This window comes from Bacteroides sp. AR29 (assembly GCF_900217715.1).
GTDB classification, from domain to species: domain Bacteria; phylum Bacteroidota; class Bacteroidia; order Bacteroidales; family Bacteroidaceae; genus Bacteroides; species Bacteroides uniformis.
In genome coordinates this window covers 73,930-90,981 of sequence record NZ_OBMS01000002.1, presented here as the reverse complement: position 1 = coordinate 90,981, position 17,052 = coordinate 73,930, and the positions used below count along the sequence as shown (strand labels likewise).

The 17,052-nt window shown below is 49.6% G+C and carries 12 protein-coding genes; 9 read left to right on the top strand and 3 right to left on the bottom strand.

What is annotated here, in order from left to right; genetic code table 11:
- The first annotated feature begins 112 nt into the window (after positions 1-112).
- The 6 genes from CSD97_RS00320 (at position 113) to CSD97_RS00295 (ending at position 10,956) form a co-directional block, all read left to right on the top strand.
- On the top strand, positions 113-3,238 hold the full coding sequence (locus CSD97_RS00320) for a TonB-dependent receptor (protein ID WP_098031811.1): 3,126 nt from the start codon (positions 113-115) through the stop codon (positions 3,236-3,238).
- A 23-nt stretch (positions 3,239-3,261) separates the two neighbouring features.
- Positions 3,262-4,782: a RagB/SusD family nutrient uptake outer membrane protein gene (locus tag CSD97_RS00315; RefSeq protein ID WP_057097764.1), complete on the top strand. Its 1,521-nt coding sequence runs from the start codon at positions 3,262-3,264 to the stop codon at positions 4,780-4,782.
- Positions 4,783-4,913: 131 nt separating this feature from the next.
- Positions 4,914-5,192 carry a LysO family transporter gene (locus tag CSD97_RS00310; RefSeq protein WP_057097774.1) on the top strand — a complete coding sequence of 93 codons (279 nt, stop codon included), beginning with the start codon at positions 4,914-4,916 and terminating at the stop codon, positions 5,190-5,192.
- Positions 5,189-5,791 carry a lysine exporter LysO family protein gene (locus tag CSD97_RS00305; protein ID WP_005830487.1) on the top strand — a complete coding sequence of 201 codons (603 nt, stop codon included), beginning with the start codon at positions 5,189-5,191 and terminating at the stop codon, positions 5,789-5,791. Before CSD97_RS00310 ends, CSD97_RS00305 begins: the two co-directional genes overlap by 4 nt.
- Positions 5,792-5,863: 72 nt before the next feature.
- A complete protein-coding gene (locus CSD97_RS00300) occupies positions 5,864-9,007 on the top strand; it encodes a glycoside hydrolase family 2 TIM barrel-domain containing protein (RefSeq protein WP_098031810.1) in 3,144 nt (1,047 codons plus the stop codon).
- Between the two features lie 20 nt (positions 9,008-9,027).
- Complete coding sequence (locus tag CSD97_RS00295; protein ID WP_008662663.1) at positions 9,028-10,956, top strand: trehalase family glycosidase; 1,929 nt, start codon at positions 9,028-9,030, stop codon at positions 10,954-10,956.
- A gap of 154 nt (positions 10,957-11,110) precedes the next feature.
- Here the strand turns inward: CSD97_RS00295 and buk are convergent, their stop codons facing one another.
- Positions 11,111-12,193 (bottom strand): butyrate kinase, encoded by a 1,083-nt coding sequence (gene buk / locus CSD97_RS00290; RefSeq protein ID WP_005830498.1) that lies wholly within the window; start codon positions 12,191-12,193, stop codon positions 11,111-11,113.
- A gap of 44 nt (positions 12,194-12,237) precedes the next feature.
- Entirely contained in the window at positions 12,238-13,158 is a 921-nt protein-coding gene (locus tag CSD97_RS00285) for a phosphate acyltransferase (protein WP_005834523.1), read from the bottom strand.
- 257 nt (positions 13,159-13,415) lie between these two features.
- On the opposite strand from CSD97_RS00285, the gene CSD97_RS00280 reads away from it, so the two are divergent.
- The 3 genes from CSD97_RS00280 to CSD97_RS00270 are packed head-to-tail and all read left to right on the top strand — an operon-like array spanning position 13,416 to position 15,835.
- Positions 13,416-14,354 (top strand): LD-carboxypeptidase, encoded by a 939-nt coding sequence (locus tag CSD97_RS00280; RefSeq protein ID WP_005830507.1) that lies wholly within the window; start codon positions 13,416-13,418, stop codon positions 14,352-14,354.
- A complete protein-coding gene (locus CSD97_RS00275; protein WP_005830510.1) occupies positions 14,351-15,364 on the top strand; it encodes a M28 family peptidase in 1,014 nt (337 codons plus the stop codon). Before CSD97_RS00280 ends, CSD97_RS00275 begins: the two co-directional genes overlap by 4 nt.
- A 45-nt stretch (positions 15,365-15,409) precedes the next feature.
- Positions 15,410-15,835: a SufE family protein gene (locus tag CSD97_RS00270; protein ID WP_098031878.1), complete on the top strand. Its 426-nt coding sequence runs from the start codon at positions 15,410-15,412 to the stop codon at positions 15,833-15,835.
- 68 nt (positions 15,836-15,903) lie between these two features.
- Here CSD97_RS00270 and CSD97_RS00265 read toward each other — a convergent pair whose 3' ends face one another.
- On the bottom strand, positions 15,904-17,049 hold the full coding sequence (locus CSD97_RS00265) for an MFS transporter (RefSeq protein ID WP_098031809.1): 1,146 nt from the start codon (positions 17,047-17,049) through the stop codon (positions 15,904-15,906).
- Between the last annotated feature and the right edge of the window lie 3 nt (positions 17,050-17,052).

Below are 17,052 nucleotides of genomic sequence, written 5' to 3'. Positions count from 1 at the left end.
AACCCCCTTTGTAGATATTTTATAGATAAAGGTCATAGCCAACCTTTTAATTATATCGCTTCCTTTGCCCTTGTGAAAAACAAAGTATTAACCTTAAAAAACTTTATCACACATGGGTAAAATTAAACAGTATTTCTCAATGCAAAGAGTATTACTACTTGCCTTACTCTTTGTATGTCTAGCGCCGCTAAGTGCATTAGCGCAAACCATCCAGCTAACCGGTACCGTAACCGATACCAAAGGAGAATCTCTTATCGGTGCCAGTGTCCTGGAAAAAGGAACCAGTAATGGTTGCATCACCGACGTTGACGGCAACTTTACGTTGACAGTCTCTCCCAAAGCAACTATGGTAATCTCTTATGTGGGTTATGTAACCCAGGAAATTCCCCTCAACGGGCAGAAGAACATCAAAATAGCATTGAAAGATGATTCTGAAATGCTGGATGAAGTCGTAGTCGTAGGTTACGGTACGATGAAGAAGAGTGATATGACCGGTGCCATTTCTTCGGTGAAAGCGGAAGATTTGATGAAGCGTGCCACTACCAGCGCAACCGAAGCACTGCAAGGTAAAATTGCCGGTGTAAGCGTTTTGAAATCGGGAGGTAATGCAGGTGCAAGCATTTCTGTAAAAATCCGTGGTATCAAGACTATGGGTGACAATGAGCCGCTTTACATCATCGACGGGTATCCTGGTGACATCAACACCATCAATCCGCAGGATATCGAATCCATGGAAATCCTGAAAGATGGTGCCGCCGCTGCCATTTACGGTTCTGTGGCCGCCAATGGTGTAGTCATCGTTTCTACCAAGAACGGAAAGGAAGGAGAGCTGAAAGTTTCCTTTAATACGTATATGACGGTCAACTCGGTAGCCAAGAAGTTCGACATGCTCAATGCAGACGGCTACTTGAAAGTGCACAACATGATGTACGAGAATGCAGGAACAAACAAGCCCGCTTATCTTACGTACAAGAATGGACAGAACCCTACCGGTGCCGATACAAACTGGCAGGATGAAATGCTCCGTACCGGTATCGCACAGAACTATTATGTAAACCTCATCGGAGGTTCTGAAGTTGCCAAATATTCACTTTCTTATGGGCATGCCGACGAGAAGGGTATCTTTAAGGGTAACTCTTACATCCAGGATAATGCCCGCCTGAAACTGAATGCGCACAAATATATCTTTGATTTCGATGCGAGCTTGAACTTCAAGGTCACACAAAGCAAACAGCCCCAGTATTCCTTGAAAGAAATGTACTCCATTTCGCCACTGGTGCCCGTTTACGACGAAAACCAGACATACGGATACGGTCTGACCGACATGTCGGTAGACGGTACCAAGATGGAATTCCCAACCAACCGTAATGTCATGGCAGACGACCATTACAAAGACAGAAAATATACGGGCTACGACATTACCGGCAATATCGGTCTGACCATGAAGCTCGCCCCGTGGCTTACATTCAAAACAAGCTATACGTACGACGGTTACTACTACAACGACCGTTATCATCGTGCCAAATACGAAGCCAATGCACAAGAGCCGAGCCTCTATCCTTATAACTACGAGTACAACTCATACTATCGTAAGCAAACATTCGAGAATGTATTGACCTTCATGAAAGACTTCGGCAAGCACTCCGTTACTGCCATGGTAGGTAACTCCATCATTTCCGCCCATCAGGATAAAAGTTCTGTCAGCGTGGAAGGCAAGAAAACCGAATATGATGTAGTAGGCGGCAGTCTGAGTTCCAGCGAGGTTCCCGGCGGATTCTTCGACCCGACATCTCCCACAATCGATGCAGGTATCGGCGGTACATTTGCCGGCACAGGTACTTTCTACGATTACAACCGCGCTTCTTTCTTCGGACGCTTCAACTATTCATACGCCAGCCGTTACTTGCTGCAAGTGACTGTACGTTCCGACGGCTCTTCCAAGTTCGGTAAAAACAACCGTTGGGGTACCTTCCCTTCCGTAGCAGTGGGATGGAGAATCAGCGAGGAAGATTTCTTCCCCAAAAACACCCCTATCAGCAACTTGAAGTTCCGCGCCAGCTGGGGACGCCTGGGTAGCGAGAGTGCACTGGGCTACTATTATGCGCCAACAATGAGTAACAGCAACACCCAATGGATGAGCTACATACAAGGTGGTAATCCTTGGGCCGGCATGTCCAACCTCTATCTGGTAAACGACGATTTGCGTTGGGAAACTACCGATACCAAAAACATCGGTTTCGACTTCGGTCTTTTCAACAATAAGTTGAGCGGTAGCCTTAACTACTATTACAACACAACGGAAGACTTACTGATTGAAAAAGTCATGCCGCCTTCTGCAGGTATCTACAATCCTACTGTCAACGTAGGAAAGATGGTAAACAAAGGTTTCGAGCTTGAATTGAACTATGGAGACAACATCAACGGTTTCGACTATAATATCGGTTTCAACCTTTCTACCATCCACAACGAAATGTTGAAGGCAGACCCGAACCAGGTACTTTATGGTTCTGCCTGGAAGGGTGACGGCCACTTCGTAACCCAAACACTGAAAGGTTATCCGGTAGCCAGCTTCTGGCTGTATCAGACTGACGGCATATTCCAGACTGATGCAGAAGCTGCTGCTTACGTAAACAGTGCAGGCGAACGTCTCCAGCCGAGTGCCAAAGCCGGTGATATCCGCTTCAAGGATGTAGACGGCAATGGAAGCATCGACTCCGGCGACAAGGTATATTCCGGTTCCGGTATTCCCAAGGTGGAAGCCAACTTGTCATTCAGCGGTTCCTATAAGAACTTTGACCTTTCCTTCCAGTTTGGCAGTGCATGGGGGCACAAACTCTACAACGTAAACCGTCTGTATTATGAAGGAATGGACGCCGGTAGAAACTACTTCACAAGCACCATGAATGCATGGACACCGCAAAACGCAGGAACAAGTATGCCAAGAGCTGTACTGGGTGACCCGAATGAAAATACCCGTGAATCCGATCGCTTCCTCGAAAACGGTAACTTCGTCCGCCTTCGCCAGTTGCAGTTAGGATACAGCTTGTCCAGAGCTTTAGCTAAGAAAATGTATCTTGAAAAATGCCGCCTCTATGTCAGTGGAGAGAATCTCTTTACCATCACTAAATATTCCGGTATCGACCCTGAATTCTCTTCAAGCATTCTGGACACCGGTGTAGACTCCTTTGTATACCCGTTCACCCGCTCATTTGTAGTAGGTCTGCAAGTTACATTCTAATCACCATTAAAAACAAGAAGACAATGAAAAAAATTATATATATAGCCTCTTTCTTATGCGCCGCCTTACTGGCAGGATGCGATGATTTCCTGACGACAGAGTCTCCCGACTTTTCTACAGACAAATACTGGAGAGATAAAGCCGATGTAGAGGCAGGTCTATCAGCGGTATATGGCCAGCTGGATAACCGCACCGGCTCTTACACGGTTGCAGAAGTCAAGTTTGTTGTGGAAACCTTCCGTAGCGATGAGATGGTAAAAGGCCAGGACGTCAACAACTATCCGGAATGGGCTGCATTGTACGGATTCACCTACAACAATGAGAACTCCAGCATCAAAGAATACTGGATGAACAATTACAATGGCATCAACTACGCCAACAACGTATTATACGGTATTGACAAAGTACAGACCAGCGGTGAGAAGATGAGTGCCGATGACGAGAACCATCTTACGGGCGAAGCTCTGTTCCTGCGTGCCTACTATCATTTCAAACTGATTATGAGCTGGGAGAAAATCATTATCCGCAATGAATATCTGACCGGAGAATCCCAGACTCACAAAGCATTGTCTACCAGAACGGAAGCATGGGACTTTATCTGTACTGAACTGGACAAAGCAGGCAGCATGCTGCCACAAGACCGCCCTTCTTCCGAAGCGGGACGTGTAACCAAAGGAGCAGCCTACTCTTACCTGGGATGGGCTTACTTGACCCGTGCTTATGAAGAAAGTGACAAAAAGGCCGAATACCTGGGGCTGGCAGAAGCCGCTTTCAACAAAGTGACCGGCTACGAACTGGAGTCCGACTACGGAAGCATGTTCGACGGAACCAACAAAAATTGCAAAGAGTCCATTCTGGAACTTCAGTTTACCAACAGTACGGCCGACGGTACTTTCCACAAGCACGTACTCCACTTCTGGGTGGCTCCGGGCAGCATGTCCGGTTGGGACGAAATCCGTGTCAGCGACATGATGTACAACGAATTTCTGAAAGAAGGACGCATTGCCGAAGGTAACATGTACGATGCCCGTGCCTATGGTTCCATGATGTTTGATGATCCGTATTACTACGAAGGCGGGCACATCCTGGGGTACAATTACGATGACATCTATGATGAGAATTCCGCCACCCGATATAATTACCGTAAATACATGCCTTCAACTTGGAGCGACTACGCACAAAACTACGTAGGTACCAACATGCCACTGATGCGTTATGCCAATGTATTGCTGATGAAGGCTGAAGTCTACAATGAACAAGGTCATCCAGAAAAAGCCATTCCATTGATTAACGAAGTACGTAGCGTGCACGGCAAGCTGCCTGCCATGACCGGAAGTGACCAAGCTGCTGTTAAAGCGCAAATTGAGCATGAACGTCTGGTGGAATTCACACTGGAAAACTCACGCTTCTACGACCTCCGTCGTTGGGGCAAACTGGACGAAGCCATGAAGGCTGACGGCAGAACCGGATTCAGTGCATCTACCCACTCCTTCCTGCCCATTCCTCTGATGGAGATTCAGACCAACAATGAAATAAACGAATAATCCTTTTCTCCAAATGGTATATCGAGGCGGCATTCGCCCCGGCAATGCCGCCTCGTTTGCTTTGAAAGCTTTATCTTTGCACCTGCAAAAATAGACCATACTATCTTTGCCACTAAAAAAACGACATAGATATGTTTACAATCATCGGACTAATGCTCACGGGAATGCTGTTGGGCTATCTCTTACGGAAACGGGACTTAAAGAAAATCCACCAAATCATCACCCTGCTCATCTGGCTGCTGCTGTTTATCCTCGGCATCGAGGTCGGAAGCAACGAGCAAATCATCAAGGGGCTCCATACCATAGGTCTTGAAGCTGTGATACTCACCCTGGGAGGGACCTTGGGAAGTGTTATCGCTGCTTGGGCACTCTGGAGAGCCTTGTATAAAAGGAAAGGAGGCAGGGCATGAAAGGAAGTCTTATCATTGTGGGCTTTTTTGTATTGGGTACGATTTGTGGTGTGTGCCATCTGCTGCCTTTTGATATTGCAGAAACCAATATCAGCTACTACGCGCTTTGCGCGCTGATGTTCAGTGTAGGGTTGAGCGTAGGCAACGACCCGCAGACCCTGAAGAACTTCCGTTCACTCAATCCGCGACTGGTATTCCTGCCCATCATGACGATACTGGGAACACTGGCTGGTTCGGCAGCCGTCAGTCTGATTCTGACACACCGTTCTATAACGGACTGTCTGGCCGTAGGCTCGGGATTCGGCTATTACTCGCTCTCCAGCATCTTCATTACCGAATACAAGGGAGCCGAGCTGGGCACCATCGCCCTGCTTGCCAATATCAGCCGGGAGATTCTGACACTGCTAGCCGCCCCGTTGCTGGTACGATGGTTCGGAAACCTTGCCCCCATCTCTGCCGGAGGAGCCACGACGATGGACACCACACTACCCATCATCACACGGACAGCCGGACAGCAGTTTGTAGTGGTTTCCATCTTCCACGGGTTTGTGGTCGATTTCAGCGTTCCGTTCCTGGTGACATTGTTCTGCTCGATATAGGGCTTTTACCCTCTTTTGACAGACACCGGTCTCTGACAAGAGCCATTTTTATATCACTAAATCCTATTAATAATGAAAACCAAACTTTATACCTTTCTCCTTTCTTCGCTGCTTTGCACCGATGCCCTGGCCGACAACGAGCCGTGGCAGAACCCGCAAGTCAACGAAATGAACAGAGAGCCGATGCACGCCCACTTCACTCCATTCACGAATGAAGCCAACGCACTGAAACAACGTGCCTTGCCTGCCGACGTACGGTTCGACGTAAATCCTGCAACAGAACGCCGCATCACGCTGGACGGCACCTGGAAATTCCTTTTCTCAAAGAACAATGACCTCTGCCCCAAAGACTTCCACAAGCCCGGATTCAGTACCCGCAAGTGGAGCAAAATAGAAGTTCCTGGAAGCTGGGAGCTGCAAGGGTTCGATGCGCCCATCTATACAGATACCCGTTATCCGTTCCCACCCAATCCGCCCTACGTGCCTGCCGACTACAACCCCGTAGGCGCTTATATCCGCGAATTCACCGTCCCGGCAGGTTGGGAAGGCATGGACGTTTTCCTCGATTTCGAAGGAGTGGAGTCTGCCTACTATGTATGGGTAAACGGCGAATTGGCGGGTTATGCTGAGGACAGCCGCCTGCCGTCGCACTTCAACATCACCAAGCTGCTGAAGAAGGGCAACAACAGACTAGCTGTAAAAGTATTCCGTTATAGCGACGGTTCCTACCTGGAAGGCCAGGACTACTGGAAATACAGCGGCATCGAACGGAGTGTTTATCTCTACGCCCGCCCCCAGAGCCGCGTCAAGGACTTCCGGATGACAGCGGAACTGATAAACAACTACAAGGATGGCGAACTAAAGCTGGATGTATTCCTCCATCAGCCTAAAGCCGGAGAAACGGTGGAAGTGAAGGTAATGGACAGGGACAAGGTTATCTATGACCGGAAAAAGTCCATAACCTCTGCCACAGACACTTTGTTTACCCAGCAGCAAGTGTTCACGAATGCACGAGCCTGGAATGCCGAAACACCGAACACCTACACGCTGGTAGTCAGCACCTTTGATGCACAAGGGAAACCGCAGGAATCCTTTACGCACCTTTTTGGCTTCCGTACCGTGGAAATGATGAACGGCATGCAGATGATTAACGGCCAGGCCGTCCTCTTCAAGGGGGTGAACCGTCACGAGCACGACCCGCACAAGGGACGTACCATCACCGTGGGGTCCATGATACACGACATCCAGCTGATGAAGCAGTTCAACCTGAACGGTGTACGCAACTGCCACTACCCGAACAACTATGCGTGGTACGAGCTTTGCACAGAATTCGGACTTTATATGGTAGACGAAGCCAACATCGAGAGCCATGGCATGATGTTCCACAAGGATGAGACCCTTGCCAACTATCCCGACTGGGAGGTGCCTTTCATGCAGCGGATGAGCCGTATGATTGCACGCGACCGCAACTACTCTGCCATCGTGACTTGGTCCATGGGCAACGAGTCGGGCTACGGCAAGCACTTCGAAACTCTGTATGACTATACCAAGAAGATAGACCCCACCCGTCCCGTACAATATGAAGGGGGTGGCTACAACTCCAAGAGCGACATCTATTGCCCCATGTACGCACGCATCTGGAGGTTGCGCCAACACGTGAACCAGCGTGATGCCCGCCCCATGATTCTCTGCGAATATGCCCATGCCATGGGTAACAGTGTAGGTAACTTCCAGGACTACTGGGACTTGATTTACAAGTACGACCAGCTGCAAGGCGGTTTCATTTGGGACTGGGTGGACCAGACGTTTGCCATCAAGGACGAGAACCAGCGCGACATCTGGGCTTTTGGCGGCGACATGGGATTTGTAGGTGTCGTCAACGACTCCAACTTCTGTGCCAACGGCCTGGTTGCTGCCGACCGCACCCCGCACCCGCACATCTACGAAGTGAAGAAGGTATTGCAATACATCCACTTCGAACCGCTTGCCTTCACCCCGAACAAGATAAAGGTCACCAACTGGCACGATTTCATCGGATTGGAAGGATATACCCTCCGCTGGGCAGTGGAATGCGACGGCAAGACCGTTCAGAACGGTGAGATGGATTTCCCCAAGATTGCTCCCAAAAACTCTGCCAACATAGAATTGCCACTGAAAGCGCTGCCTGCCGACGGCAAGGAGTATTTCCTCACACTTCGTGCATTCACCAAGCACGAAGCGCCATTAGTACCGAAAGGACACGAGGTTGCCATCGAACAATGGGAACTGCCTTCCGTCCCGTCAGCCAAAACCGTTCAGCCGGTGGAGGGAACGTTGACCGTAAACCGCAACAACGAAGCATTGACCGTGAAAGGCAATAACTTCCAGGTAGCTTTCTCTACCCGAAACGGTGAAATGACAGAGCTGAACTACAACGGAAAGAATCTGATTAAGGAAGGGCTGCAACCCAACTTCTGGCGCCCGTTGACCGATAATGATATTCCAAATGGGCACCTGATACGCTGCGGCACCTGGAGAAACGCCGGACGCGATGCCAAACTGCAGAACATCGAAGTTGCAGAAGCCGGACAAACGGCTACTGTCACTGCGACCTACCGCATGGAAGAACAAGATGCTGATTTGCAGACTCTCTACAAAATCACTCCCGACGGCAAGGTTCAGGTAACCATGCACTTCACCCCCGGCAAGAAGCCATTGAGCGAGATGCCTCGTCTGGGCATGCGCATGATACTCCCTGCCGAATATGAAATGATGACCTGGCTGGGCCGTGGTCCGCAAGAGACGTATGCCGACCGCAAGACGGGAGCCTTGATAGGCCTATACAACGCAACAGTCTGGGAACAGTACCATCCGTATGTACGAGCCCAAGAGACGGCCAATCATTGTGACGTACGCTGGGTGGCCCTACGTAATGCAACCGGCGAAGGCCTGCTGGTAGTGGGCGAAGAACCGTTGAGCGTAAGCGCCTGGAACTTCCCGATGGAGGACATTGAATACCGTCCCTCACAGATGGAGCGCCGCCACGGTGGAAGCATCCAGAAGAAAGATATGATATGGCTCAACATCGACCACAAGCAGATGGGCGTAGGCGGTGACAATACCTGGGGAGCACAAGTTCATCCCGAGTACACCATCACTCCGCACGAATGGAAATACAGCTTCACGCTCGCCCCTCTCGCACCGGAGGATGATGCAGCGGAACAAGCGCACAAATAACCGTTAAATACCTCATTCATATGAAATACAAATTTATACGCATACTCTGCTTCACATTGTTGGCCGCAGGCATCGCAGCCTGCACCCCCGGCATGAAAAGCACTACGGAGAAACGGTATGCCTTCGCCGACATACTGGACATCTCCTACACTCCCGACACCCTGCACCGCTGCTATGGTTGGTTCACCGACGCCGGCTCGTGGATGGGCTTCACGCTGCCCGAACGGCAACAATGGGTCAACGGCTTCTGCGGCCCCTTCAGCCTCGATATGTTCCGCCGCCAGTGGATGGCACAGTCAGCCGCCGTCGTAAGCTTTGCCAAAGATACACAAGAGATTTTTGTTCCGGATTCCACTTGCTATTACCCCGGCGAACTCTATATGTCGGCACATTCCACCCACGGGAGCATCACACAACGGCTCAACTTCACAAGTGCCTCGACCGCCTTGCTGCGCATCGAAGCCGACACGGCTGAAGACCTGCTGCTCTCCGGTAGCCAATGGGGCAAAGACATCACCGTCAGCGTAGAACAGAACTCCGTCATCGCCCGTCATCCCAGTGGCGAAACCGTAACCGTGACCTTCACTCCTAATGTAGAGCTGGCCAAGACCGACAATAACTATACAGCCCTCGTCCGCTCTCCGCGCTACCCTGTCAACGTAGCCATCTCTTTCTTCACTTCCGAAAAAGAGATGACTGCCAACCTGCAAAACCTGCCGAGCCTGCTCAACAATCCCGCCCCCGCCCTGCAAGCCAATGCCGAACGTTGGGAAGGTTACCTCACCAAGATACTGCGCAAGGACATGAAGCCCGAATATGACCGTATCGCCGTGAAAGCCGTCACCACGCTCATCTCCAATTGGCGGACACACCGCGGTGGATTGCTTCACGAAGGTATCATCCCGAGCCATGCCGTAGGCTATTTCGTCGGCTTTTGGGCATGGGATAGCTGGCGCTTCAGTGCCGGAACCGCCAAATTCGACCCCGAACTGGCCAAGAACAACATCCGAGCCATGTTCGACTACCAGCAACCGGACGGCATGATTATCGACTGTATCTACACCGACCCCTCCGAGAACAATGCCCGTGACAGCAAGCCTCCCTTGGTATGCTGGGCTGTCGATGAAATATTTACCCATACGGGTGACACCGCCTTCGTTGCCGAGATGTATCCGCAACTGCTCTCCTATTATAGATGGTGGTACGAGAAGCGCGACCACAACCGCAATGGCATGTGCGAGTACGGTGCTACCGACGGAACACTGGAAGCTGCCGCCTGGGAAAGCGGCATGGACAACGCCATCCGTTTTGACGGCGCCGTGATGCTGAAAAACGAAGGCTACGAGGATGCCTGGAGTATGGATCAGGAGAGTGTGGACTTGAACGCTTATCTGGCACTGGAATGCAAACTGCTGAAGAAATTCTCCAGCCTGCTGAAGATACCTTTCGACGCACCGGACTACAGTAGCCAGGTAGCCGACTATTTCTTTGACAAGAACATCAACTTCTTCTGCGATCGCCGCCTGAAGGACGGTTCATTCATCGAAGAGCCGGGCTGCGAAGCCTACACTCCGTTGTGGACCCGGATTGCCACACAAGCGCAAGTGGACAGCATGCTGCCCATGCTTCAAGATACGGCAAAGTTCTCCACGTATATCCCCTTCCCGACCATTGCCGCCGACAATCCCAAATACAATCCGCGCGGCTACTGGCGTGGCCCCATCTGGCTGGACCAAACCTACTTTGCCATCCGCGGACTGCGCAACTACGGCTACAACCGGCTGGCAGATGAATATACGCTGCAAGTCTTCGACCGCCTGAGTGGGCTGAAAGAGGGTGCTCCCATCCACGAGAACTACGGAACCCATACCGGCGAACGCCTGAAAGCTCCCCATTTCAGCTGGAGCTCCTCACATCTGTTGATGATGTACGACGATTACGGTAAGTAAACCGGGATTCCATATATGTCATAACTCACCACAGATTACACAGATTCACGCAGATTTTTTTAGTTTATTGATATCTGACATATTTATCTGTGTGAATCTGTGTAATCTGTGGTGAGTTATGACACTTTCATGAAGAACAAAAGCGATATGATTATTATCGGTAAACCTGCACCGGAAGCTCTCCACGCAAAGCTCCCAGCGCATTCATTACCAATGCTTCCAATTCGTCTTCTCCGGGATAGACGTGGACAGGGGCAAGAAAAGAGACACGCTCCTGCAACCGCGAAGTGATGTACTCGGAATGTGCCATACCTCCCGTAAGCAGAATGGCGTCCACCTTGCCATAAAGCACAACAGCAGCACCGCCTATCTCCTTGGCAATGCGGTAAATCATGGCATCAAGCACCAAAGCGGCATGGGTGTCTCCCTCAGCGATGCGCCTCTCTATGGCGGGAATGTCGGTAGTACCCAAATGGGCGGCAAGTCCCGCCTTGCCGGAAATACGTTTCTTCAGTTCTTCGGTAGTGTAACGCCCCGAGTGACAAAGGTCTATCAGTTGCCCGGCGGGCAGGGTACCTGCACGTTCGGGCGAAAAAGGACCGAAACCGTCGAGGGCATTGGGCACGTCCACCGCACGGCCGTGGCGGTGGACTCCTACGGAAACGCCTCCACCCAAGTGACAGACAATCAGATTGAGGTCTTCGTAATGCACGGGAGCTTCGGGCTGCAGGGCACTACGCTCGGCAGCATAGCGCCGGGCGATGGCTCGCTGGTTCAAGGCGTGCCAGATGGTGATGCTGGGCATCAGAGGCGAACCGGTGATGCGTGCCACATCGTCCAGTTCGTCCACCACGCCGGGATCGGCTATGAAAGAGGGGCAGCCGGGCAGCATGGCGGCAAGTTCGTGGGCTATCAGACAACCTAAGTTGCAGGCGTGGGTACGCATGGCGTGGAGCATATCGTCCAACATGGCATCGTTCACGGCATACACACCGCCAGGAATGGGTTTCAACAATCCCCCACGGCCGACGATGGCATCGAACTTAAAGGGAATGTCATTGGCCTCCAGCGCTTCCAGCACCAAGTGCTTGCGGAATTCGAACTGGTCGATGATGCGGGGAAATTGGGAAAGCTCCTCCACCGAATGCCGGATGTTGAGTACCAGACGGGGAGTTTCATCCTCATAGACAGCAATTTTTGTCGAGGTGGAACCGGGATTTACTGCCAGTATTTTCATTGATTACGATTTACAAATTACGAACTACAAATTACTAATTACAATCAAGGTTCTTTCACCCCGCTGGTCAGGCAAGCCATGGCAATGCTGTAATATTTGGACAAACCGGAATCGCTACGCGACGGTAATACCACCGGACATGAGGGTCCTTGCAGCAACCCGGCCATATCGGCATGAGAAAACAGAGATACAGCCTTATAAAAAGCATTGCCCGATTCGATGTTTGGGAATATCAACACATCCGCCTCCCCGTCAATCGGTGATACAATGCCTTTGATGTTACCGCTCGTCTTCTCACAAGAGGTCTTCACATCCAGCGGGCCGTCGATGATGACATTGCCGAACTCTCCGGCTTCCGCCAGTTCTACAATATTCACATAGTCCAATGAATGGGGGAATTTGGCGCTAACCTTCTCCGTGCAATGAATCAGCGCGATGCGTGGCTGCTCTATCCCGAAATGGCGGCAAGTATGGATGGCATACCAAATCATTTCAATGCGCTGTTGCAGTGTCGGGCGGGGAATGACCGCAGCATCGGAGAAAAAGAGCAGTTTATCGTAAGTAGGTATCTGCATCACGGCCAGATGGGTCAGAATCTTTCCTTTAGGCAACAAACCATGTTCCTTGTCCAGAATGGCACGTAGCAAATTGTCGGTATTGATGATGCCTTTCATCAGGATGTCCGCTCCACCCTCGCGTACGATACGCACCGCCTCACGTGCAGCCTCATCGGAATCTTCTATATGCAAGGTACTGACATATTGAGGATATTTCTTCAAAGTGGGATATTTTTCCAATATGGCAGAATCGCCAATCATCAGAAATTCCGCAATCCCCTCCTCCAAGGCACGGGATATGGCATATTCTGTATTAGGGTCATTGGCACAGACTACCGCAATACGTTTCCTCTTATTCAAGGTTTTCAGGTGGGCTGTTAACTGGGCAAAGTTCCGTATCGGTTCCATAACGTTAGATTTTTAGCAAATATCTAAAAAAATGTCGAGAAATACAGCATTTGCCCCGTTGAAATTTTATATGTTTAATATCATTTTGATATGTTCACCACAGATTACACAGATTGACACGGATTTGAACAGAATTTGAATTACTCTGTTGATTATATATCATATATAACCTCCCTCTCTTCTGTTAAAAATCCGTGTTAATCTGTGATATCTGTGGTGAATTGTGTACTTTTGCCCAAAATAGATTGATAATATATATGGGTAGTCTTATTTTCCCTCCGTATCTGCAGGAAGGTGACCGTGTCATTGTTCTCTCCCCTTCCAGCAAGATTGACAAATCTTTCCTGAAAGGCGCCTACAAACGTTTGAAGTCCTGGGGGCTGGAAGTCGTATTCGCAAAGCACGCGGGGAGTTCCAACGGAACGTATGCAGGAAATATCCGGCAACGCCTCGAGGACCTGCAGGAAGCCATGGACGATGAAGAAGCCAAAGTCATATTCTGTAGTCGGGGCGGTTACGGAGCCGTGCATCTGATAGGCAAACTGGATTTTACCAAGTTCAGGCAGCATCCCAAATGGCTCATCGGATTCAGTGACATCACCGCCCTCCATAATCTGTTCCAGCAGAATGGCTTCGCGTCGTTGCACGCCCCCATGGCGCGCCATCTCACAGTAGAACCGGAAGACGACTTCTGCACACAAGCACTGAAGGATATACTATTCGGGCAGGCATTGGGAGGAACCGAAGCATTCAGTTATGTCTGCCCGGGGCACAAACTAAATCATAAGGGAGAGGGAAAAGGCGTGTTGCGCGGCGGCAATTTGTCTGTGTTCTACGGGCTGCGTGGTACTCCTTACGATATTCCCGCCGAAGGCACCATCCTCTTCATCGAAGATGTGGGAGAACGCCCACATGCGGTGGAACGCATGATGTACAATCTCAAACTGGGAGGTGTCCTCGACAAGCTTTCCGGCCTCATCATCGGACAATTCACCGAATACGAGGAGAACAAGTCCCTGGGAAAAGACCTATATGGCGCATTGGCCGATTTGGTGAAGGAATACGATTACCCGATATGTTTCGATTTTCCCGTCGGACATGTCAGCATGAATGTACCGCTGATAAACGGCGCTGCGGTAACACTGAAAGTTGGAAAGAAAGAAGTGAAACTAAGTTTTAATACAGAAAGAGAATGAAACGGAATTATACATTCATCCCGTTGCTGCTGTTGCTGATTGTAGCGATAGTGGCATGCAGCAACAACAGCAGCAAGTCTGCAGCCGATAATGACAGTGAGGGCGATGCGACCAAAGCGACTGTCCAAGTGCCTCAGTTCAGTGCAGACAGTGCATATCAATACATACAGACCCAAGCGGATTTTGGTCCGCGCGTGCCCAACACCGCCGCCCACAAAGCCTGCGGAGAATTCCTTGCCAAGAAGCTGGAAGAATTCGGCGCCAAAGTATACAACCAGCATGCCGACCTGGTGGCTTACGACAACACCATCCTGAAAGCGCGCAATGTTATCGGCGCCTATAATCCGGAAAGCAAAAGGCGTGTACTGCTCTGTGCCCATTGGGACAGCCGTCCTTATGCCGACCAGGATGCCGACAAGACGAAGCATCACAGCCCTATCCTGGGTGTGAACGATGGAGCCAGCGGTGTGGGCGTATTGCTCGAAGTGGCCCGCCAACTACAGCAGCAGGCTCCAGCCATAGGCATCGACATCATCTTCTTTGACGCCGAAGACTATGGCATCCCCTACTTCTATCAAGGTGCATACAAGAACGACACTTGGTGCCTGGGCTCGCAATATTGGGGACGAGTACCCCATGTAGACGGCTATAATGCCCGCTACGGCATCCTGCTCGACATGGTGGGTGGAAAGAACGCCACCTTCTACAAGGAACAGTTCTCTCAAAGAACCGCCGGTAAGTACGTGAACAAGATATGGAACACAGCCCACCGCCTGGGCTTCGGCAACTTCTTCCCCAAAGAAAAAGGCACCGAAGTGACAGACGACCATATGTATGTATACAACCTGCGGCAGATTCCCTGCGTAGACATCATCAACTATGACCCGAACTGCGACACCGGCTTCGGTGACTTCTGGCACACGATAGACGACACCATGGACATCATCGACAAGGGCACTCTCAACGCAGTGGGACAGACCTTGCTGGAAGTCATCTACAATGAGAAATAGACCATCAAATAGTAAATCGTAAATAGTAAAATAGTAAATCCCATGATAAGTATCAACGAAGTACAAGATGAAGTAATTGCCGAATTCAATGATTTCGACGATTGGATGGACCGGTACCAACTTCTTATTGATTTAGGAAACGAGCAGGAACCGCTCGACGAAAAATACAAGACGGAACAAAACCTGATTGAAGGTTGCCAGAGCCGCGTATGGCTGCAGGCAGACGAAGTGGACGGAAAAATTATTTTCCAGGCCGAAAGCGACGCACTGATTGTGAAAGGAATCATTTCACTGCTTATCAAAGTACTCTCCGGGCACACACCGGATGAGATACTGAATGCCGACCTCTATTTCATTGATAAAATAGGACTGAAGGAACACTTGTCGCCCACCCGTAGCAACGGACTGCTGTCCATGGTAAAGCAGATGCGAATGTATGCGTTGGCCTTCAAAGCGAAAGAAGGGAAGTAAAGCATCTGATAAACACAATAAAGAAACAGTAGATTTAGAAGTTCTCTATCTCTACTGTTTTTATTATATTATGCTCGCATCTTCATCCCTACATATACCAAATAAGCCGCTCCTGCACATACTATCAAAATAGCCCCGAATTGTGCTGCAAACAAATCAGACAGCAGCCCCATAAATAGAGGGAAAATAGCTCCACCTATCAGTCCCATAATCATAAGTCCCGAAATCTCATTCTTTTGCGATGGCTTATGCAACAAAGCCTGTGAGAAGATGATAGAAAATATATTCGAGTTTCCTAATCCCACAAAAACAATCGAGACATACAAAAGAACCTTACCATTAAAAAACAGCAATCCTACCAAGCCCAACAACAAAAAAGCAAGACTTACCTTAAAGAATTTCCTGCTGGAGCAATGTGCCAGAATAAATACTCCGGCAAAACACCCCACCGTACGGAACAAGAAATAGGCACTGGATGCATAACCTGCTTCCGACAAATCAATACCTACACGTTCCATCAGTATCTTAGGAAGTGTCATATTTATGCCAACATCCATCCCTACATGGCAAACAATGCCCAAGAAAAGGACCAAAATAACGTTATCGGCCAATAGGGATAAACACTGCATGAAAGAGGACTCTCTCTCTTGCTTTTGTTCTTCTATCGAGACAGCAGAGAGCCCGATAGCTGAAACCAATGCAACAATAAAAAAACATGGAAACAGATACAACCAATTTCCAAACCTCAGTAGCATACAACCAGCGATAATCGGCCCCAAAAAAGAAGCAATGGCTTTCATGAACTGCCCTAACGTCAATGAACTCGCCAGCCTATCTCCACTTACAATATTAGCCAAAAGAGGATTCAGCGATACCTGTATCAGAGTATTCCCTATCCCCAACAGAGAAAAAGAGACTAACATCATCCCCAAACTATAATCCAGACACGGGAACAGTAACGCAATAGCTGTAATTACAACGCTCAATAATACAGTCTTACGACAGCCAATCCTATTCATTAGCATACTGGTAGGAATAGAAAGCAGGAAGAACCACAGAAAGACCATAAAAGGAAACAAATTAGCAATAGAATCCGAAAGATGAAAATCAGCTTTTATGTAGTTCGTAGCAATACCTACTACATCCACAAAACCCATGACGAAGAAGGATAACATGACAGGAATGAGTAGCAGAAACTTATTCTTGGTTTTCATAGC